Origin of the sequence: Curtobacterium sp. MCBD17_026, from assembly GCF_003234895.2 — a bacterium.
GTDB lineage: Bacteria > Actinomycetota > Actinomycetes > Actinomycetales > Microbacteriaceae > Curtobacterium > Curtobacterium flaccumfaciens.
In genome coordinates this window covers 3147509-3166614 of sequence record NZ_CP126281.1, presented here as the reverse complement: position 1 = coordinate 3166614, position 19106 = coordinate 3147509, and the positions used below count along the sequence as shown (strand labels likewise).

Genomic DNA, 19106 nt, shown 5'->3' with positions numbered 1-19106 from the left:
ATCAGGAGGACGACGCACCGATGAACAACCGCCCCGAGGGTGCCGCCCGCGCCGCGCGGAACGAGCGCCGTGAAGCCGCCCGCCAGCGAGCCCAGCGTGCCCGGACCCAGCAGAAGCGACGCCAGCGTGGTGTCCGGCTCGGCCTGCAGATCGGGCTCGGGGTCGTGCTCCTCGCCGCCGCGACGATCGTCACGCTCGTGCTGGTCGACTCCGTGAAGCCCGCCGGCCCCGGCCCGTCGACCATGTCGCAGGGCGGCATCACCATCGGGCAGGGTCTGAAGCCCGTCACGGCGTCCGCGTCCGGATCGGCCTCCGCGTCGCCGAGCAGCGCCGGGACCGAGGGGGCCGGCACCGTCCGGATCACCCTGTACGTCGACTACCTCTGCCCGGGCTGCGGCCAGTTCGAGCAGGCGAACGGCGACTACATCAAGGACCTCGTCGACTCCGGTGCAGCCACGGTCGACATCCACCCGGTCGCGATCCTGTCGAACCGCTCGCAGGGCACGAAGTACTCCCTCCGCGCCGCGAACGCCGCCGCCTGCGTCGCCGAGCACTCCCCGGACCAGTTCTACGCGGTGAACCAGGCGCTCTTCGCGAAGCAGCCGGACGAGGGCACCCCGGGCCTGACGAACGCCGAGCTCACCGACGTCGTCACGGGCGTGCAGGGGCTGCAGCAACGCAGCGCCGTCCGGAGCTGCATCGCTGACCAGGACTACGCCAAGTGGGTGGACGAGCAGACCACGGCGGTGTCCGGGGGCACGATCCCCGGGTCGACGCTCAAGGAGTTCCCCGGCACGCCGCTCGTGCTCGTGAACGGGCAGCGCTACGAGCTGACCTCCCCGGTCACGAACGACGACTTCCGCACCTTCGTGGTGACGGCCGCCGGTGCGACCGACGCGACCCCGACACCCACGCCGAGCGCGACCCCGTCGCCCACGCCGACCAAGCGCTGACGTCTCGACGAGCGCTGTCGTCTGGAGGAGCGCTGACGCGCTGACCACGGACGGGAGGCCCGGTGCCGGCTGGCACCCCTCCCTCGCAGGCTCGGTCGGCGCGCCCCGCGCGACGCTTCGCGTCGTCGCTGAGCGGGTCGCGCCAGTCCGTGATCGGTGCGGCTACAGGGCCGAACCCGGGATGCTCAGGGTGTCGCAGCTCGTCGCGCCCTGCTGGTAGCCCCGCAGGAACCAGCGCTGTCGCTGCTCGCTCGACCCGTGCGTGAACGAGTCCGGGTCGACGCGGCCGGTCGCACGCTCCTGGATGCTGTCGTCGCCCACGGCGCTCGCCGCCGACAGGGCGTCGGTGATCTGGGAGCGGGTGATCGGTTCGAAGAACGTCTCGCCGTTCGCGTCCTCGGTCGTGGCGGCGTCGCCGACCCAGGCCCCGGCGTAGCAGTCCGCCTGCAGCTCGACGCGGACGCTGCCCGACGACGCACCCGTGCCGGAGCGGTCGGTGTTCGCGAACGACCCCTGCAGCTGCTGCACGTGGTGGCCCCACTCGTGTGCGACGACGTACATCTGCGCGAGCGGACCGCCGGACGAGCCGTACTGCGATTGCAAGTCGTCGTAGAACGCGGTGTCCAGGAAGACCGCACGGTCCGGCGGGCAGTAGAACGGGCCGGTCGCGGCCGATGCCTGCCCGCACGAGGTGTCGGTGGAGTCCTGGAACAGGAAGAACTCCGGGGACGTGTACGAGATGCCGAGCGACCGCGCCTCGGACGTCCAGTAGGCGTCGAGCGACTCGGCCGCGCCCTCCATCCGGCACTCGACGCGCAGGTTGGCGTCGCGCCCGGTCCGGCACTCGGGGGCGGCGTCGGCGGACTCGCCCTCCTGCTGGATCGTCGTCAGGCCGTCGCCGCCACCGACGATCCCGCTCAGGTCGAAGCCGGTGAACTGCGCGATCAGGAACACCACGATGGCGCCGACGCCCACGGCACCTCCGCCGATCGCTGTGGTGCGACCCCGCCGCTTGACCTTGCCGCCCCGGAGTTGCGAGTCGTCGTTGAACGTCATGATCCCGAACCTACCGATCAGCGGCCCCGCGTACCGTCGGCGGCGTCGGCCACCCCGACACCTGTCGTACACCTGTCGTACAACCGGAAGGAACCGCACGATGGCCACTCCCATCAGCACCGTGATGAGCCCCGCCCGCTACGTCCAGGGCAAGGACGCGATCACCCGCGTCGGCGAGTTCATCGCCCCGATCGGCAAGCGGCCCCTGATCGTCGCCGACGACGTGGTCTGGGGCATCGTCGAGACCGCCGTCTCCGAGAGCTTCCGGTCCGCCGACCTGGCCGTGGAGCGTGTCGGGTTCGGCCGCTTCGCCACCCCCGAAGCCGTCGACGAGCTCGTCGAGCAGATCCGCGCGAAGGACGCCGACGTCATCGTGGGGCTCGGCGGTGGCTCCGCGATCGACGCCGCGAAGGCCGCTGGGCACCTCGCCGGCATCCGGTGGGTGAGCGTGCCGACGGCCGCGTCCACCGACGCCCCGACCTCGGCGCTCGCCGTCATCTACACCGCCGAGGGCGAGTTCACCGAGTACCGCTTCTTCCCGCACAACCCGGACCTGGTGCTCATCGACACCAGGCTCGTCGCCAACGCGCCGGTGCAGTTCCTGGTCGCGGGCATCGGCGACGCACTGGCGACCTGGGTCGAGGCCCGTGCCGCGAAGCGCGCCAACGCCGACACCATGGCCGGTGGCCTGCAGACCCAGACCGGCGTCGCGCTCGCCGAGCTGTCGTGGAAGCTCCTGCACGAGAACGCCCTGCAGGCCATCGAGGCCGTCAAGGCCAAGGTCGTGACCCCGGCGCTCGAGAAGGTCGTCGAGGCGAACACGCTGCTGTCCGGCCTGGGCTTCGAGTCCGGTGGGCTCGCCGCCGCCCACGCGATCCACAACGGGTTGACCGCGGCTCCGCAGGCGCACGGCCTGGCGCACGGGCAGAAGGTGAACATCGGGACGATCGCGCAGCTCGTGCTCGAGGGTGCCCCGGCCGAGGAGATCGAGGACTTCGTCGTCTTCACCACGAAGGTCGGCCTGCCGAACACCCTGACCGAGATCGGCCTGACGGTGGACGATCGTGACGTGCTGCACGCCGTGGCCGAGGCCGCGACGGTGGAGGGCGAGACCATCCACAACATGCCGTTCCCGGTGACGCCGGAGCTCGTGGTCGACGCCCTGGTCGCGATCGAGGGCATCGCACGCAGCATCCGAGCCGAGCACGGTCTGCCGGAGCCCGTGCTGTACGAGCACCACTGACGTTCGATCAACGCCGACGGGCGAGGGGTCAGGTGCGGATCAGCGGCTCCGTCGTCGCCAGGTCCGCACCGATCCCGACGTCGACGAGTTCGATCCGCCCGGCGAGGGTGGCGGCTGGACCGGTCAGCAGGCCGGCCTTCACACCGCCGAAGGTGACGGTGACGTCGGCGTGCAGGACGTGGTCGTCCGCCACGCCGCCGGTGTCGACGTCGATGCCGCTCGGCACGTCCACCGCGACGACGAACGGCGCACGCTGGTCGCGGGCGAGCTCACGGATGGCTTCCACGACCTCGCGTGCGGGGGACCGCAGCGCGTTCGCGCCCCGTGCCCCGATGCCGAGGATGCCGTCGAGCACCAGGTCGGCCTGGAGCGCGGCCTCGGTCGCGACGTCCGCCAGGCGTTCGCCGTCACTCCGGCCGGCGGCCCGCAGGATGTCGGCCGCTCCGCCCGAGTTCGGTCCCGAGGCGCCGGACGGGCCGTCCAGCAGACGGGCGCCGGCGTCCAGCGCCGCTGCCAGGCCGGCCTCGTGGACACGGGAGCCGACGCGCAGGACCGCCACGTGCCTCCCGGCCGCTGCCAGGCGTGCGCCCGCGAACAGGGCATCACCGCCGTTGTCGCCGCTGCCGGCGAGCACGAGGACGGATCCCGGCCCGTCGACCGGCCGCACGGCCGGGTCGTCCAGCAGGTCGCCGACGATGCGCGCGAGCCCGTCGGCGGCACGCTGCATCAGGGGTTCCCCCGCGTCGAGGTGGGGGCGTTCCGCCGCCCGGATCTGATCGCCGCCGTAGCCGTCCATGGCCACCACACTGCCCCGATACGCTTGAGAGGACATGTCACTCGTCCCCGAAGCGCCCCGCCCCCGGTTCGTGATGTCGCCCGACGGGCTGCGACTCGCGACCTACGACTTCGGCGACCCCGACGCCCCGGCCGTCATCGCGGTGCACGGCTTCGCGTCCGGTGCGGTGCTCAACTGGCACGCCTCGGGCTGGACCCGGCACCTGGTCCGTGCCGGGTACCGGGTCCTGGCACTCGACCAGCGCGGGCACGGCGCGAGCGCGAAGCCGCACGACCCGGGTGCCTACTCGATGGACCTGCTCGTCGCCGACGTCACCACGGTCATCGACACGTACCTGCTCGACGACGTCGCGTTCCTCGGCTACTCGCTCGGCGCACGGGTCGGCTGGCACACCGCCGAACGGCTGCCGGGCCGGATCTCGCGCGCGGTGTTTGGCGGGATCCCGGACGCCGACCCGATGCGTCGCGTCCGCGTCGACCAGGCGAAGGCGTACATCGCGGACGGCACCCCCATCGAGGACCGCGTCACCAACGGCTACCTGACGATGGCGGGCAACGTCGAAGGCAACGATCTCGGCGCGCTCGTGGCCATGGTCGAGGGGATGCGGAACAGCATCGAGCCGACCCCGGAGAACGCACCGGCGCAGCCGCTCCTGATCGCCGCCGGCAGCGAGGACGGCATCCGCGACAGCGCGGTCCGGCTCGCCGAGGCCGCGCCGAACGCCACCTTCTTCGAGATCCCGGGGCGCAACCACTTCAACGCCCCGACCTCGCGGCCGTTCCGCGAAGCGGCGCTGCGGTTCCTGTCCGCCCCGCGCTGAGGGGTACTCGTGGGTCCCCTCGGTCGGACGGCACCGGGCGTACCGTCCCCGCCATGGACTACAGACTCCTCGGCAACAGCGGGACATCGGTGTCGACGCTGACCCTCGGCACCATGACGTTCGGCAGTGAAGCCGACGAACCCACCTCACACGCCATCCTCGACGCCTTCGTGGCAGCCGGCGGCACGCTCGTCGACACGGCGGACGTCTACTCCGGCAACGAGTCCGAGCGGATCATCGGCCGCTGGCTCGCAGCACACCCCACCGAGGCCGCGCAGGTCGTCCTCGCCACCAAGGGCCGGTTCCCGCAGGGCGACGGCCCGAACGACCTCGGCCTGTCCCGACGACACCTGCGCGTGGCCCTCGACGCCTCGCTCGAGCGGCTCGGCGTCGACCACATCGACCTGTACCAGATGCACGCGTGGGACGCCCTGACCCCCATCGACGAGACCCTGCGGTTCCTCGACGACGCCGTGTCCGCCGGCAAGATCGGCTCCTACGGGTTCTCGAACTACCTCGGCTACCAGGTCACCAAGGCCGTCTACGAGGCGAAGGCGCACGGCTGGGCGCCGCCCGTCACCCTGCAGCCGCAGTACAACCTGCTCGTCCGCGACATCGAGCACGAGGTCGTGCCCGCCTGCCTCGACGCCGGCATCGGCCTGCTGCCCTGGTCGCCGCTGGCCGGCGGCTGGCTCTCCGGCAAGTACCAGCGCGACGAGGCCCCGACCGGCGCCACCCGCCTGGGCGAGAACCCGCAGCGCGGTATGGAGGCGTGGGAGGCCCGCAACGGCGACGAGCGCACGTGGGAGGTGCTCGACGCCGTCTCCGAGGTGGCCGACGCCCACGACGCGTCGAAGTCGCAGGTCGCACTCGCCTGGCTGCTGGCCCGTCCCGCGGTCACGAGCGTGATCCTCGGCGTCCGCACCCTGTCGCAGCTCGAGGACAACCTCGGTGCCGCGGACCTGGTGCTCACCGACGACGAGCTCACCCGGCTGACCGACGCCAGCGCTCCCCGCATCGACGACTACCCCTACGGCACGGCCGGCGTGGCGCAGCGGGAGCGGAAGATCACGGGCGGTCGCTGAGCGGACAGGGCCGCTGCGCGTTCGTGCACATCGTGCGGATTTCCGCGGATGTGGGGTCAGGGTGTGGACGTGCGGGTCGGTGAGGTGTCATCCTCGTCGCACGACCGGCTGGTTACCGCGTCCAGCGCCCGGAACGCCCCCTGATCCGCGTTCCGTGTGCCGATGCCCCGGGCGAGACTTCGCCCGGGGCATCGCTTCATCCGGGGCCGGCAGCGGGACTTGAACCCGCAACCCCCGTATTACAAGTACGGTGCGCTACCAATTGCGCCATGCCGGCTGACGCCGCTCATCCTACCGGTGAGGGCGTCCGGGGCTCACTCGCCCGACTTCTCCGAGAAGTTCAGCGAGATCGAGTTCATGCAGTACCGGTCACCCGTGGGGGTGCCGAAGCCGTCCGGGAACACGTGGCCCAGGTGCGAACCGCAGTTCGCGCAACGGACCTCGGTGCGGGCCATGCCGAGGGAGTTGTCCTCGATGAGCTGCACGGCGTCCGGGTTCACCGACTCGTAGAACGACGGCCAGCCGCAGCCGGAGTCGAACTTCGTGCCGCTCTTGAACAGCTCCGCGTTGCAGGCCGCACAGGTGTAGACGCCCGCGCGCTCCTCGTCGAGGAGTTCACCGGTCCACGGTCGTTCGGTCCCCGCCTGGCGGAGGACGGCGTACTGGTCCGGGGAGAGCTCCTCGCGCCACTGGGCGTCGGACTTGTCGACGTTGTATGCCATTGGTTCCTCCTGCTTCCGGCCGGGCTCTTCCGGGCACTCCCGACCACTTCACTAAACTCGCCACGATGTCCGAGCATTCCGTGCACCACGCCCGCTGGACCCGTCTGACGACGGACGAACTGTACGGCATCGTCGTCCTGCGCAACCGCGTGTTCGCGCTCGAGCAGCGGGTCACCGCCGAGGACTTCGACGGCCGTGACCGCGAGCTCGACACCGAGCACTGGTGGTTCGGCACGGACACCGCTGCGGTTGGGTACCTGCGGCTCATCCGCCCGGCGGCGGACGAGGTCCACCCCGACGGTGCAGCGCCGCCGGCGTGGGTGATCGGACGGGTCGCGACCGACCCTGAGCACCGTGGGCAGGGGATCGCCGGCCGGCTCGTCGCCGCTGTGCTCGACGAACACGGGCACGACCCGTTCGTCCTGCACGCCCAGGAGTACGTCGCCGCCCTGTACGAGCGGCACGGCTTCGTGCGGTTCGGGGAGCCGTACGACGAGGCCGGCATCCGTCACGTCGGCATGCACCGGCCCGGGCGCTGATGGACACCCGCGCCCGGTACGACGCGTACGCGGACCGCATCCAGGCCGTCTCGCCGTCGTACGCCGCCTGGGCACGGTCGCTCGACGACTCCCTCGTCGCGCTCCTCGCCGAGGTCCCCGAGCAGCAGCGGCAGCCCGAACTGTTCTTCGCGGTCGCGCGGCGGTTGGGTGCGGACCCGTCGGACCCGGGTGCGCTGCGCGCGCTCGGCCTGGAGGCCCGCCCCGCGCTGGTCGCGGCCCTCGCCTCCGCCACGGTGCAGGCCAACGACCCGCAACGGCTCGCACCGGTCGTCCCGCTCTTCGCGGCGCTCGCCGAACGGTCCGCGCGTCCGCTCGGTCTGGTCGACGCCGGGGCCGCCGCCGGGCTGTGCTCGATCCCGGACCGGGTGACCCTGGACTACCGGGTCGGTTCCGGGGCCGCGGTCCTCCGGATGCACACGGCGGTCGCCGATCCCGCGCTCCGGCTGGTCGCGGACGCCTCCGGGGCCGTCCCCGCGCCGGCCCGTGTCCCGATGACGGTCGGCGCACGAGTCACGCTCGACCCGAACCCGATCGACCTGTCGCTCCCCGGTGCCTTCGACCGTCTGGTCGAGGCCGTCCCGCCAGAGGCGTCGGACCGGACCGCCCTGATGCGTCAGGCTGCGCGCGCGACGCTCGCCGTGCCTCCAGACCGACTCGTCGGCGCCGTGCCAGGTGACCTCGACCGTGCACTGGACGCTCTGCCGGACGACGTCGAACCGGTCGTCCTGACCACCGGGACCCTGGTCTACGTGCCGGGCGCGGACCGGCAGCGGTTCGTGGACCGGATCCGCGAGCGGAGCGTGCACTGGATCGCCCTCGAACGCACCGGGATCCTGCGCCAGGTGGCGGCGACGCTGCCCGACGACGTCGACGTGGCGGACCCGGACTCGTTCGCGACGGTCTCGCTCGACGGGGTCGCGGTCGCCGTCTCGGACCCGTTCGGCACGCGTGTGCGGTGGTTCCGCACGCCGAACCTGTGACCGGTGTTCGCGACAGTCCAGCGCCGTGCCAGGGTCCGGATCGACTCCACCCCTACGATGTGCGAGACCCGTTACCCGATACGTGATCGGAACCGCCGTGACCAGCCCCACCGACGAACGCCGTGTCGACGAGCGCAGCGTTGATCAGCTCGATGCTGACCAGCTCGGTGCTGACCAGCTCAGTGAGCTCGCGAAGCACGTGCTGTCGTTCGAGCAGGACAGGGCACGGCACGACCGCACGAAGGAAGCGGAGATCCGGGTGGAGTTCGAGATGTCGGCGGCGCGCTACTACCAGGTGCTGAACCGCGTGATCGACTCACCCGCGGCACTCGCGTACGACCCGCAGCTCGTCACCCGGCTGCAGCGGCTCCGTCACGCGCGCACCAGCGCCCGGGCGACGCGCAGCTTCGTCGCGCCCGGTGCAGCTCCCGAAGGACGTGAAGAGGAACGATGAGCACGAGATTCCCCCGAGACCGGTTCGACGACGTCGCCGACGGCCCGCGGGTCGGTGCACACCGCGGAGCACAGCGTCGCGGCCGTGGATGGATCGCCTTCGCCTGGGCGGCGCTCGCCACCGGTGTGCTCGTCGGCATCGGGGTGCTCGTCCTCGCACTGCTGAACGGCAGCTACTCGTTCAACGGATCCGACGCTCCCTCGGCGTCCACGTCGGCGTCGGCGACCGCGAAGCCCTCGGCGACGTCGAAGCCGTCCGCGTCCTCGTCCGCCGGTCCCGGTTCGGCTGGTGCGGGCAGCGCTGCGGCCGCGACGCCGGCACAGCAGGGCACCACCACCGTCGTCGTCCTGAACGGCACGACCACCACGGGCCTCGCCAGCCGGGCGAGTGCGGCGCTGACCGGCGCCGGCTGGCAGGTCGCCTCCACGGGCGACGCCGGCACGACGGGGTCGACGTCGACGATCGTCTACTACCAGCAGGCGTCGCAGGCGGCGGTCGCGCAGGGCATCGCGAAGCAGCTCGGCGTCACGGCCGTGCAGCAGTCGGTGGCGTTCCCGAACGCCGACGTGAGCGTCGTGCTCGGCGCCGACTACACCGGCTGATCGGCCGCGGTGCCACGTCGCGCCGCGTTTTCCGCGCATTGTGTGACGGCTGTGTTTCGGTCACGTTGATTTCTGACGGAATCGACGTGAAACAACGTCACACCTCTTGCCTGATCGGGCGCGTTCGGTCAGAGTCCCATGCAGACGACGATCACGTCGTTCCGCACTGCAGTACCAGGGAGCAAGAGATCATGGCCAACGGAACCGTGAAGTGGTTCAACGCTGAAAAGGGCTTCGGCTTCATCACCGTGGATGGAGGGGGCCAGGACGTGTTCGTGCACTACTCGGCCATCGACATGTCGGGTTACAAGGTCCTCGAGGAGGGCCAGGCCGTCGTGTTCGACGTCGGCACCGGGTCGAAGGGCCCGCAGGCAGAGTCCGTCCGCCCCGCCTGAGCACGACCACTTCCAGAACGCGCCGTCCCGTCAGGGGCGGCGCGTTCGTCGTGTGCGGCGACGGTGACGGGTGCGGGGAGCGCGACCGCGGCGGTGGTGCGGGGTCCGCCGGACGCGACGTGTCCTGGGAAGTCGTCACGAGCCTCCCGACTGTGTTGCACTCACACCCGGCGAGTGCCAGAATCGGCGTTGGCACTCGCTCACGCTGAGTGCCAGCACGACCCCCAAGACGACGTCCGGGAGGGACGAAAAACCACATGGCTAAGATCATTGCTTTCGACGAGGAGGCCCGCCGTGGCCTCGAGCGCGGCCTGAACCAGCTGGCCGACGCCGTGAAGGTGACGCTCGGCCCGCGCGGCCGCAACGTCGTCCTCGAGAAGAAGTGGGGTGCCCCCACGATCACGAACGACGGTGTCTCCATCGCCAAGGAGATCGAGCTCGACGACCCGTACGAGAAGATCGGCGCGGAGCTCGTCAAGGAGGTCGCCAAGAAGACCGACGACGTCGCCGGTGACGGGACGACCACCGCGACCGTCCTCGCCCAGGCGCTCGTCCGCGAAGGCCTCCGCAACGTCGCCGCCGGTGCCGACCCCGTGTCGCTCAAGCGCGGCATCGAGAAGGCCGTCGCCGCCGTCTCCGACCAGCTCCTCGCCAACGCGAAGGACATCGAGACCAAGGACCAGATCGCCGCGACCGCGTCGATCTCGGCAGCTGACCCGACCATCGGCGCGCTCATCGCCGAGGCCATCGACAAGGTCGGCAAGGAAGGCGTCGTCACCGTCGAGGAGTCGAACACCTTCGGCACCGAGCTCGAGCTCACCGAGGGCATGCGCTTCGACAAGGGCTACCTGTCGCAGTACTTCGTCACCGACCCCGAGCGTCAGGAAGCCGTCTTCGAGGACGCCTACATCCTGATCGTCAACTCGAAGATCTCGAACATCAAGGACCTCCTGCCGGTCGTCGACAAGGTGATCCAGGCGGGCAAGCAGCTCCTGATCATCGCCGAGGACGTCGACGGCGAGGCCCTGGCCACGCTCGTCGTGAACAAGATCCGCGGCATCTTCAAGTCCGTCGCCGTCAAGGCCCCGGGCTTCGGCGACCGCCGCAAGGCCATGCTGCAGGACATCGCGATCCTGACCGGCGGCCAGGTCATCTCGGAAGAGGTCGGCCTCAAGCTCGAGAACGCGACGCTCGACCTGCTCGGTCGTGCCCGCAAGGTCGTCATCACCAAGGACGAGACCACGATCGTCGAGGGTGCCGGCGACGCCGAGCAGATCGCCGGCCGTGTCCGACAGATCCGTGCCGAGATCGAGGCGACCGACTCCGACTACGACCGCGAGAAGCTCCAGGAGCGCCTCGCGAAGCTCGCCGGTGGCGTCGCCGTCATCAAGGCGGGTGCCGCGACCGAGGTCGAGCTCAAGGAGCGCAAGCACCGCATCGAGGACGCCGTCCGCAACGCGAAGGCTGCCGTCGAAGAGGGCATCGTCGCCGGTGGTGGCGTCGCCCTCATCCAGGCCGGTGCCGTCGCACTCGAGGCCCTCGAGCTCGAGGGTGACGAGGCGACGGGTGCGAACATCGTCCGCGTGGCCATCGACGCGCCGCTCAAGCAGATCGCGCTGAACGCCGGTCTCGAGCCGGGTGTCGTCGCCGCCAAGGTCCGCGAGCTCGAGTCGGGTTGGGGCCTCAACGCCGCGACCGGCGAGTACGTCGACCTGATCGCCGCCGGCATCATCGACCCCGCCAAGGTCACGCGCTCGGCGCTGCAGAACGCTGCGTCGATCGCCGGTCTGTTCCTGACCACCGAGGCCGTCGTCGCCGAGAAGCCCGAGCGCACCCCTGCTGCTCCGGCTGGCGACCCGACGGGTGGCATGGACTTCTAAGTCCGTCTGACGGAAGGGCCCCGCACGCTGCGCGTGTGGGGCCCTTCCGCGTGTGCGGGGGTGGCGGGGCGTGGAGGGGTCGGGCGCGGTGGGGCCGGGCGGGGTGGGGCCGGGCGGGAGGTCACAACACCCCGCTCAGTTCCGCCGAGCGGTCACGAATCGTCGGCTCGGCCCGCTCCAGTCGACGCATCGTGACCGTTGGCCGGCGCAGGAGCGGGGAGTCGTGGCCGACTCGTGCGTGTGGCTTGCGCGTGTCTGGGGTCGTCTCTCCCACACAGGAGGCCCGGCTCACCTCATTCTCCACAGGTTCCGACCGTGCGTGGTCGGCTCGGGTGCCCCGCAACGACCATGACGGCATGCCAGCTGCCCGTCGCCTCCCTGCTCCGTTCGACCGATCCACCTTCCGCGTGGCCGATGCAGTCGGGCACGGCATCAATCCGGAACGACTCCGACGCGCCGACCTGGCAGCCCCGGTCCACGGTGTGCGTGCCCCGATCGACTCGGTGGACTTCATCGACGCCGTCGCCCTGGTCATGCGTCCCGACCAGTTCTTCAGTCACACGACCGCCGCCGCGATCTGGGGTGCGCCACTGCCGCAGTCGGTGCGCTCGGTCGGGCCGGTGCACGTCTCGACCACGAGGGACGGTTGCCGGATGCGTCGGCCCGGCGTGGCCGCGCACCGCCTGGACCGGCCGAGGACCGTCGAACACCGCGGGTTCCTGGTCAGTGTCCCTGCACAGATGTGGTTCGAGTGCGCCGGCGTGCTCGCACGTGACGCGCTGGTCGCGATCGGGGACCACCTGGTCGGACCAGCCGGGCTGGCGACGGTGGACGACCTCCGTGCGTCGATCCGCCCCGGCACACGATTCGCGCTCGCTGCTCGGCGCGCGCTGGACCTCGTCCGGGCCGGGGCGGAGTCGCCGCAGGAGACCTGGCTCCGGCTGGCAGTGGTCGAAGCGGGGTTCCCGGAGCCGGAGCTGAACATCGACGTGCACGACGGTGCGGGGCGGTTCCTCGGCCGCGTCGACATGGCGTGGTCGGAGTTCGGCATCGCGTTGGAGTACGACGGCGATCACCACCGCGAGCGCGACACCTTTCGACACGATCAACGACGGGACAACGGGTTCGTGGTGAACGACTGGCTCGTGATCCACGCAACGGCATCGGACGCGCACCGACCCGCGGTGTTGTTCGAGCGACTCCGCCAGGCGTTCGAGGTCCGAGCGGTCGGAAGTCGTCGGCGGTCAGCGTGAGGGCCGTGATCGCCACGCTGAAGATTTCGTCGCCGGGCGGTCATGACATGTCGTCGGCTGGTCGCCGGCCGGTCACGAACTGTCGGTCAGCGAGCTCGTGGACGACAGATCGTGACCACTCGGCGGCCTCGAACGGGGTGTTGTGACCGCCCGGGACGCCGCGGGGCGGGACGCCCTGGACGCCGCGGGACGCGACACCCGGGACGCCCGGGACACCCGGGACGTATGGGCCGTACGGCCCGCGCGGGTCAGGCGGAGAAGTCGCGGGGGAGCAGGGGGAGCCAGACGCGGAAGGTGGCGCCGCCGCCCTCGGTGTCGAAGACCTCGACGGAGCCGTGGTGCGCCGCGACGATGCCGGACACGATGGCGAGCCCGAGGCCCGAGCCGCCGGTGTCCCGGGCGCGGGACGTGTCCGCACGCCAGAAGCGCTGGAAGATCTTCTCGCGCAGCTGCGGCGGGATGCCCTCACCGTGGTCGATCACGTCGAGGTGTGCCATGCCGCGCTCGTCGTCCACGCCGATGCCGATCTCGATCGGGTCGTCGTTCGCCGTGAACCGCATGGCGTTGCCCATCAGGTTCGTGACGATCTGGCGGATCTTGTTCTCTTCCGCCAGGACGATCGGCGGGCGCTTCGGCAGCACGACCGTGGGCAGCGGCGTGGTCTCGTCGGTCGGCGCGGCACCGGCGTCGATGTTCATGGCGCGGGTGCGACGGGCTCGGAGTCGGGCGATGGTCTGGCGCGAGAACGCGATCGGCCCGGTGGTGTTCGCCGAGGTGGGCGACACGGGCGGTGCTTCGCCGGAGTCCGGGGAGCCGATGGACGACGACGCCGACGGACGGACGGCCTGGGGCACGCTCTCGCCGGTCAGGGAGTCCTCGACGAGGACCTGGATCTCGCGGTCGGGGTTGGAGGCCATCGTGTCGAGCGCCGAGTCACGTGCGATGGCGACGAGGTCCACCGGGCCGAGCTCGAGCGGCTTCGACTCGTCGATGCGGGCGAGCTGCAGCAGGTCCTGCACGAGCAGGCCCATCCGCTGCGCTTCCTTCTCGATGCGCTCCATCGCCTGGGCGACGTCCTCTTCCTTGCGCAGGGCACCCATCCGGTACAGCTCGGCGTACCCGCGCAGGGACACCAGCGGCGTGCGGAGCTCGTGCGAGGCGTCCCCGACGAACCGGCGCATCTGGGCGATGGTGCGCTCACGGTCCTCGAACGCGGAGTCGATCCGCTCGAGCATGACGTTGAGGGAGCGGTTGAGTCGGCCGACCTCGGTGTTCGGGGTGTCGGCCTCGAGGCGCTGGTTGAAGTCACCCGCGGCGAACCGGGCAGCGGTGTCCTCGACGTCGCGCAGCGGGTCGAAGGTCGCGGTGACGAGCAGACGGGTGAGCATGGCGCCGAGCAGGATGACCGAGGCACCGAACCCGAGGAAGATCGCGGTGAACTTGCCGATCGTCTCGTCGGTGCCGGCACTGGAGACGGCGATGAGCACGTAGCCGGTCTCGGTGGTGCCGTCGGACTGGTTCTGCAGCGACGCCGGGATGATCTGGGCGCGCCACTCGTGGTTGTGCTGGCTGTCGTAGAGCGAGATGCGCTGGTTCGACTGCGAGGCCTCGACCAGGGTGGCTTCACGGACGTCAGGTCGGCTCGACGCCTTCGTCTGGCAGATCCGGTCGCCGTCGGCGTCGTACGCGGCGACGTAGGCGCTCTGCGACACCACGACGGACAGCTTGCAGTACTGCTCGCCGTCACTGATGTTCTGGCCCTCGAGCTGCTCGGTCGTCTGCTTGACCGTGTTGTCGAGCTGCTGCATGAGGTAGGTGGACAGCACCGTCATCGTGCCGAGTCCGGCGACGAGCAATCCGAGCGCGACGAGGAGCACCGTGATCCCGGTGATCTTGGTGCGCAGGGAGATCCCGTCCCACCAGTGGTTCATTCGCGTGTGCATGCTGCCCCAACGATAGACAGCGGCCGCCCGGTGAAACCGGACGACCGCCGTGAAGTCGAGCCCCGCGGGGCTCCGGCCCCTACGAAGCCTTGGACGCCTTCAACATGTACCCGAAGCCGCGCTTGGTCTGGATGATCGGCTCAGCGGAGTACTGGTCGAGCTTGCGGCGCAGGTACGAGATGTAGCTCTCGACGATCCCAGCGTCGCCGTTGAAGTCGTACTCCCACACGTGGTCGAGGATCTGCGCCTTGGACAGCACGCGGTTCGGGTTGAGCATGAGGTAGCGGAGCAGCTTGAACTCGGTGGGCGAGAGCTCGATCTGCGCGTCGCCGATCGTGACCTCGTGGGTGTCCTGGTCCATCGTGAGCTCGCCGGCGCGGATGATCGCGTCTTCCTCGTCGTTCATGGTGCGACGGAGGATGGCCTTGATGCGGGCGACGATCTCGTCGAGCGAGAACGGCTTGGTGACGTAGTCGTCGCCGCCGACGGTGAGGCCGGTGATCTTGTCCTCGGTGTCGTCCTTCGCCGTCAGGAACAGGATCGGCGAGGTGTAGCCCGAGGAACGCAGGCGCTTGGTCACGCCGAAGCCGTTCATGTCGGGCAGCATCACGTCGAGGATGATGAGGTCCGGCTCTTCTTCCAGCACGGCGGAGATCGCCTGTGCCCCGTTGCCCACCGCACGCACGGCGAAGCCGGCGAAGCGCAACGAGGTCGTCAGGAGGTCGCGGATGTTCGGCTCGTCGTCGACGATCAGGATCTTGGGGCCATCGCTCATGGTCCTATCTTCTGACTGTTCCCTCGGGGTTTCCTGAGAGCGGTTCGTGCGTCAGCCCACGGGCGTCTGGACCTGATCGGCATCCAGGATCGTGTAGGAGTAGCCCTGCTCCGCCAGGAACCGCTGCCGGTTCTGCGCGAAGTCCTGGTCGACGGTGTCCCGGGCCACGAGCGTGTAGAACGACGCGGGCAGGCCGTCCTTGTTCGGGCGGAGGAGCCGGCCGAGTCGCTGCGCTTCTTCCTGCCGCGACCCGAACGAGCCGGAGACCTGGATGGCGACGGTCGCGTCGGGCAGGTCGATCGAGAAGTTCGCGACCTTCGAGACGACGAGCACGTCGACCTCGCCGGACCGGAACGCGTCGTACAGCCGCTCCCGTTCGTCGACCGGGGTCGCCCCCGTGATCTCCGCGGCGTCGAGCGACGCAGCCAGTTCGTCGAGCTGGTCGATGTACTGCCCGATCACCAGGATCTGCTCCCCGCGGTGCTTCTCGATGAGTTCCCGCACCACCGGGGTCTTGGCCGGGGACGTCGCGGCGAGCCGGTAGCGCTCGTCGTCGCTCGACGCCGCGTACTCCAGGCGGTCCTGGTGCGGCAGGTCGATGCGGACCTCGTAGCAGGAGGCCGGCGAGATGTAGCCCTGCGCCTCGATCTCCTTCCACGGGGCGTCGTACCGCTTCGGCCCGATGAGCGAGAAGACGTCGCCCTCGCGGCCGTCCTCGCGCACGAGCGTCGCCGTGAGGCCCAGGCGCCGGCGGGCCTGCAGGTCCGCGGTCAGCTTGAACACCGGCGCGGGCAGCAGGTGCACCTCGTCGTAGACGATGAGGCCCCAGTCGAGGGCATCGAGGAGCGACAGGTGCGTGTACTCGCCCTTCCGGCGGGCGGTGAGGATCTGGTAGGTCGCGATCGTGACCGGCCGGATCTCCTTGACGCTGCCCGAGTACTCGCCGATGTCCTCCGGCGTCAGGGTCGTGCGCTTGAGGAGCTCGGTGCGCCACTGCCGCGCCGAGACGGTGTTCGTCACGAGGATGAGCGTGGTCGCCTTGACGGTCGCCATCGCCCCGGCGCCGACGAGCGTCTTGCCCGCACCACAGGGCAGGACGACGACGCCGGAGCCCTGGGCGAAGAACGTGTCGACGGCCTGCTCCTGGTACGGCCGCATGTGCCACTCGGCCGTGTCCAGGTCGATCGGGTGCGGCTGGCCAGGGGTGTAGCCCGCCAGGTCCTCCGCCGGCCAGCCGAGCTTCACGAGCTCCTGCTTGATCTGCCCCCGCGCCCACGGCTGCAGCTCGACCTCGGTCGAGGACCGCATGTCACCGAGCAACGGCTTGATGCGCTTCGACCGGATGACCTCGGCCAGCACCGACGGGTCCTCGGCGGTGAGCAGCAGGAGCGGCAGCCGCTCGAGTTCCTCGGTGGGGGAGTTCGCGATCACGGGAGCGTCGGGCCGTTCCTCGCGACGGATGACGAGCCGTCCGTAGCGCGAGACCGTGTCGCGGATGTCGACCGTGACGCTCTGCGGCACGGGGAACTTCGCGAAGCGTTCCAGGGTGTCGATCATCGCCTCGGCGTCGTGGCCCGCGGCGCGCGCGTTCCAGAGTCCGAGGCGGGTGATCCGGTAGGTGTGCACGTGCTCGGGAGCGCGTTCGAGCTCGGCGAAGGCGGCGAGCTCGTGGCGTGCGTCCTCGGCGTCGGGGTGCGCGACCTCGAGGAGCACGGTGCGGTCGCTCTGCACGATCAGCGGTCCGTTCATGACCTGCCAGCCTAGCCGTCGGCACCTGCGCGCGGGTGACCGCGGCTCACGCGTCGCTCTCGACCGACACGACGAGCGACAGCGGCAGGGTGCGTTCGACGTCGACGGCCGTGTCCCGCCCGCGGACGCGTCCGGCCGCGACCGAGGTCGGCACGATCGAGAACGGCCGCTCCGAGCCGTCCGGCATCCGGACGGTCACGCGGATCGGCGTGCGTCCGCGCACGGCCAGGTCGATCTGCCGACCGAGCCACTCCTGCTCCGGCTCCGCGTCGCCGCGCTGCGTCGTCAGGCGGAGCCGTTCGACGAGTGCGTGCGCCGACTGTTCCGGCGAGCGCCCGGTGGGGCTGCGCCGGCCGGGAGGCCCGTGGTGCGCCTCGGGGCGGGCTGCGGTCGTCAGGACGGCCGGGTAGCGCTGGTCCTCGAGTGCGGTGTGCACGACGTGCGGCGGGTAGCGCGTGGTCAGTGTCGTCAGGTCGGGCCGCTCCCACGCGAGCTGCCGGAGCTCGGCGTCCACCCCGACGAGGTCCAGCTGGTCGGCGGTGCCGCGGACCTCGGTCCCGACGCCGCCCGGCCCCCGGTCGACGACGATGCTGCCGTCGCGTCCGGCCACCTGGTCGATCAGGTAGGCGAGGGGCTGCGGGATCCCGGTGGCCGACAGCCGTCCGAGCAGGGACAGCAGGTCGTCGCGGGAGTGCCCGGCCCGGAACGCCGCGCGCAGGGTGTCCTCGGAGATGCGGTAGCGCGCCGCGAGCCCCGGTGCCTCGAGGACGGCGACGGTGCGCAGGGCGTCGTCGTCCACCGGCGCGAGCGGCCCCGGTGCGATGACGGTGAGGTCGTGCTGCAGGTAGACCCGCTCGACGGTGCCCGGCAGGTCGTCGGCGGCCTGCTCGGCGTCTCCGTCGAGGAGCGCCCGGCCGGTGCTCGTGACGATGCCGTCGACCGCCAGGCCGAGCGACGCCGCGGTGCCGGCGACGTCGAGCAGCAGGGCGTCGAGCCAGCGGGACCCCGCCGGGTACGCCCAACGCCCGAGCGGCACGAGGTCGCGCAGGTCCCCGTCGGCCAGCTCGAGCACCTGGTGCACGGCGGGCGGGAGCGTGTCCGACCACGCCGCCACCAGTGACATCCAGCGCTCGGGCCAGCCGGCGAGCAACCAGGCGTGCCCGGCGTCGGTCACGATCCAGCGTCCGGTGTCGGGGTCGGCGAACCCGATGTCGTCGAGCAGGGCCAGGCGGCCGGCGACGAGCTCGGCGTCGGTGCCGATGCGCTCGGCGAGGGTGCGGGCGAGCGGCATGCCGATCCCGCCCTTGACGAGTTCGCGGACCGCGCCGGCGTCGACCGCCCGCAGCAGCTCGGCGAGCACGGTCATCGTGGCGAACGCCTGCTCCGCGCCGGTGGTGCGCGCACGCTCGAGCGCCGCGGCGTCGAGGGCGGGAGCAACGGGGCGGACCTGCTCCGGGCCTCCAGGCTGCTCGTCGAGCGAGGTGAGGTCGGGGTGGGCGGCCACGCGTGCGGCGACCGCGTCGTCGACCGCGCCGTCCTCGTCGGCGAGGCCGAGTTCGATCGCGGGGCCGAGCGCGTCGACGGCGCCGCCGTCCCGCAGCGCGAGGATCGTCGCGCGCGGCAGGTGCTCGACGGCGGCGTCCACGGCGTCGTCGCTGCGGAGCGCCTCGGCCAGGTCGAAGAAGTCGGTGATGCGCTGCGGGCCGGTCTCGGCGAGTGCAGCGGTGGGGAGTCGCCTCGCCGCGACGAGGCGCTCGAGTGCGTCGTCCGGCATCGCCCGGAGTCGGGCGGCGAGGTCGGCGGTGGTCGTCATCGTCCGGTGCCAGCGTCCGGGGCGGAC

The 19106-nt window shown here is 71.0% G+C and carries 18 protein-coding genes and 1 tRNA gene; 11 read left to right on the top strand and 8 right to left on the bottom strand.

Translation table 11 applies throughout. The annotated features are described in order from the left end of the window. Positions 1-20 precede the first annotated feature (20 nt). Complete coding sequence (locus DEI85_RS15055) at positions 21-953, top strand: DsbA family protein (protein ID WP_111124198.1); 933 nt, start codon at positions 21-23, stop codon at positions 951-953. Between the two features lie 162 nt (positions 954-1115). Here the strand turns inward: DEI85_RS15055 and ypfJ are convergent, their stop codons facing one another. Beyond that, on the bottom strand, positions 1116-2009 hold the full coding sequence (gene ypfJ / locus DEI85_RS15050) for a KPN_02809 family neutral zinc metallopeptidase (protein ID WP_111124197.1): 894 nt from the start codon (positions 2007-2009) through the stop codon (positions 1116-1118). 100 nt (positions 2010-2109) lie between these two features. Here ypfJ and DEI85_RS15045 point away from each other — a divergent pair, with 100 nt between their 5' ends. Continuing rightward, entirely contained in the window at positions 2110-3252 is a 1143-nt protein-coding gene (locus DEI85_RS15045) for a glycerol dehydrogenase (RefSeq protein ID WP_111124196.1), read from the top strand. Positions 3253-3280: 28 nt separating this feature from the next. On the opposite strand, the gene DEI85_RS15040 is transcribed toward DEI85_RS15045, so the two are convergent. Then, positions 3281-4048, bottom strand: coding sequence for an NAD(P)H-hydrate epimerase (locus DEI85_RS15040; protein ID WP_111124195.1), 768 nt, complete (start codon positions 4046-4048; stop codon positions 3281-3283). A 34-nt stretch (positions 4049-4082) separates the two neighbouring features. On the opposite strand from DEI85_RS15040, the gene DEI85_RS15035 reads away from it, so the two are divergent. Beyond that, positions 4083-4868, top strand: a complete 786-nt coding sequence (locus DEI85_RS15035) for an alpha/beta fold hydrolase (protein WP_111124194.1) — start codon at positions 4083-4085, stop codon at positions 4866-4868. Between the two features lie 53 nt (positions 4869-4921). Then, positions 4922-5953, top strand: a complete 1032-nt coding sequence (locus DEI85_RS15030; RefSeq protein ID WP_111124193.1) for an aldo/keto reductase — start codon at positions 4922-4924, stop codon at positions 5951-5953. Between the two features lie 204 nt (positions 5954-6157). On the opposite strand, the gene DEI85_RS15025 is transcribed toward DEI85_RS15030, so the two are convergent. Both DEI85_RS15025 and msrB read right to left on the bottom strand, forming a co-directional pair. Further along, positions 6158-6230: transfer RNA gene (locus DEI85_RS15025), tRNA-Thr, on the bottom strand. A gap of 37 nt (positions 6231-6267) precedes the next feature. Then, positions 6268-6675: a peptide-methionine (R)-S-oxide reductase MsrB gene (gene msrB / locus DEI85_RS15020; RefSeq protein WP_027466599.1), complete on the bottom strand. Its 408-nt coding sequence runs from the start codon at positions 6673-6675 to the stop codon at positions 6268-6270. Positions 6676-6740: 65 nt separating this feature from the next. Here msrB and DEI85_RS15015 point away from each other — a divergent pair, with 65 nt between their 5' ends. From DEI85_RS15015 to DEI85_RS14985, 7 genes are all read left to right on the top strand, one after another. Then, positions 6741-7214, top strand: a complete 474-nt coding sequence (locus DEI85_RS15015; RefSeq protein WP_181436441.1) for a GNAT family N-acetyltransferase — start codon at positions 6741-6743, stop codon at positions 7212-7214. After that, on the top strand, positions 7214-8215 hold the full coding sequence (locus DEI85_RS15010; protein ID WP_110861642.1) for a DUF2332 family protein: 1002 nt from the start codon (positions 7214-7216) through the stop codon (positions 8213-8215). Before DEI85_RS15015 ends, DEI85_RS15010 begins: the two co-directional genes overlap by 1 nt. A gap of 97 nt (positions 8216-8312) precedes the next feature. Further along, a complete protein-coding gene (locus tag DEI85_RS15005; protein ID WP_110861879.1) occupies positions 8313-8669 on the top strand; it encodes a DUF3263 domain-containing protein in 357 nt (118 codons plus the stop codon). Beyond that, positions 8666-9271, top strand: a complete 606-nt coding sequence (locus DEI85_RS15000; RefSeq protein ID WP_111124191.1) for a LytR C-terminal domain-containing protein — start codon at positions 8666-8668, stop codon at positions 9269-9271. Before DEI85_RS15005 ends, DEI85_RS15000 begins: the two co-directional genes overlap by 4 nt. 191 nt (positions 9272-9462) lie before the next feature. Next, positions 9463-9666, top strand: coding sequence for a cold-shock protein (locus tag DEI85_RS14995; RefSeq protein WP_017888049.1), 204 nt, complete (start codon positions 9463-9465; stop codon positions 9664-9666). 257 nt (positions 9667-9923) lie between these two features. Next, positions 9924-11546, top strand: a complete 1623-nt coding sequence (groL, locus tag DEI85_RS14990; protein WP_071404070.1) for a chaperonin GroEL — start codon at positions 9924-9926, stop codon at positions 11544-11546. 356 nt (positions 11547-11902) lie between these two features. Continuing rightward, on the top strand, positions 11903-12799 hold the full coding sequence (locus DEI85_RS14985; protein WP_146249016.1) for a putative endonuclease domain-containing protein: 897 nt from the start codon (positions 11903-11905) through the stop codon (positions 12797-12799). A gap of 248 nt (positions 12800-13047) precedes the next feature. Here DEI85_RS14985 and DEI85_RS14980 read toward each other — a convergent pair whose 3' ends face one another. The 4 genes from DEI85_RS14980 to DEI85_RS14965 all read right to left on the bottom strand — a co-directional run bounded on the left by DEI85_RS14980 (position 13048) and on the right by DEI85_RS14965 (position 19079). After that, on the bottom strand, positions 13048-14742 hold the full coding sequence (locus tag DEI85_RS14980) for a sensor histidine kinase (RefSeq protein WP_071244033.1): 1695 nt from the start codon (positions 14740-14742) through the stop codon (positions 13048-13050). A 79-nt stretch (positions 14743-14821) separates the two neighbouring features. Then, positions 14822-15517: a response regulator transcription factor gene (locus DEI85_RS14975; RefSeq protein WP_017888045.1), complete on the bottom strand. Its 696-nt coding sequence runs from the start codon at positions 15515-15517 to the stop codon at positions 14822-14824. Positions 15518-15568: 51 nt separating this feature from the next. Further along, the gene (locus DEI85_RS14970) at positions 15569-17266 is read right to left on the bottom strand and encodes a DNA repair helicase XPB (RefSeq protein ID WP_027466594.1); all 1698 of its coding nucleotides are present in this window, start codon (positions 17264-17266) and stop codon (positions 15569-15571) included. 46 nt (positions 17267-17312) lie between these two features. Further along, positions 17313-19079, bottom strand: a complete 1767-nt coding sequence (locus tag DEI85_RS14965; RefSeq protein WP_110862895.1) for a helicase-associated domain-containing protein — start codon at positions 19077-19079, stop codon at positions 17313-17315. Positions 19080-19106: the final 27 nt, after the last annotated feature.

Excerpts from the sequence above, each read along its gene's own strand:
- DEI85_RS15040 (WP_111124195.1), bottom strand. The coding sequence starts at position 4,048 with ATGGACGGCTACGGCGGCGATCAGATCCGGGCGGCGGAACGCCCCCAC.
- DEI85_RS14995 (WP_017888049.1), top strand. The coding sequence starts at position 9,463 with ATGGCCAACGGAACCGTGAAGTGGTTCAACGCTGAAAAGGGCTTCGGC.
- DEI85_RS14980 (WP_071244033.1), bottom strand. The coding sequence starts at position 14,742 with ATGCACACGCGAATGAACCACTGGTGGGACGGGATCTCCCTGCGCACC.
- DEI85_RS15055 (WP_111124198.1), top strand. The coding sequence starts at position 21 with ATGAACAACCGCCCCGAGGGTGCCGCCCGCGCCGCGCGGAACGAGCGC.
- DEI85_RS15035 (WP_111124194.1), top strand. The coding sequence starts at position 4,083 with ATGTCACTCGTCCCCGAAGCGCCCCGCCCCCGGTTCGTGATGTCGCCC.
- DEI85_RS15045 (WP_111124196.1), top strand. The coding sequence starts at position 2,110 with ATGGCCACTCCCATCAGCACCGTGATGAGCCCCGCCCGCTACGTCCAG.
- DEI85_RS15015 (WP_181436441.1), top strand. The coding sequence starts at position 6,741 with ATGTCCGAGCATTCCGTGCACCACGCCCGCTGGACCCGTCTGACGACG.
- msrB (WP_027466599.1), bottom strand. The coding sequence starts at position 6,675 with ATGGCATACAACGTCGACAAGTCCGACGCCCAGTGGCGCGAGGAGCTC.
- DEI85_RS14970 (WP_027466594.1), bottom strand. The coding sequence starts at position 17,266 with ATGAACGGACCGCTGATCGTGCAGAGCGACCGCACCGTGCTCCTCGAG.
- groL (WP_071404070.1), top strand. The coding sequence starts at position 9,924 with ATGGCTAAGATCATTGCTTTCGACGAGGAGGCCCGCCGTGGCCTCGAG.
- DEI85_RS14975 (WP_017888045.1), bottom strand. The coding sequence starts at position 15,517 with ATGAGCGATGGCCCCAAGATCCTGATCGTCGACGACGAGCCGAACATC.
- DEI85_RS15000 (WP_111124191.1), top strand. The coding sequence starts at position 8,666 with ATGAGCACGAGATTCCCCCGAGACCGGTTCGACGACGTCGCCGACGGC.
- DEI85_RS15030 (WP_111124193.1), top strand. The coding sequence starts at position 4,922 with ATGGACTACAGACTCCTCGGCAACAGCGGGACATCGGTGTCGACGCTG.
- ypfJ (WP_111124197.1), bottom strand. The coding sequence starts at position 2,009 with ATGACGTTCAACGACGACTCGCAACTCCGGGGCGGCAAGGTCAAGCGG.
- DEI85_RS15010 (WP_110861642.1), top strand. The coding sequence starts at position 7,214 with ATGGACACCCGCGCCCGGTACGACGCGTACGCGGACCGCATCCAGGCC.
- DEI85_RS14985 (WP_146249016.1), top strand. The coding sequence starts at position 11,903 with ATGCCAGCTGCCCGTCGCCTCCCTGCTCCGTTCGACCGATCCACCTTC.
- DEI85_RS14965 (WP_110862895.1), bottom strand. The coding sequence starts at position 19,079 with ATGACGACCACCGCCGACCTCGCCGCCCGACTCCGGGCGATGCCGGAC.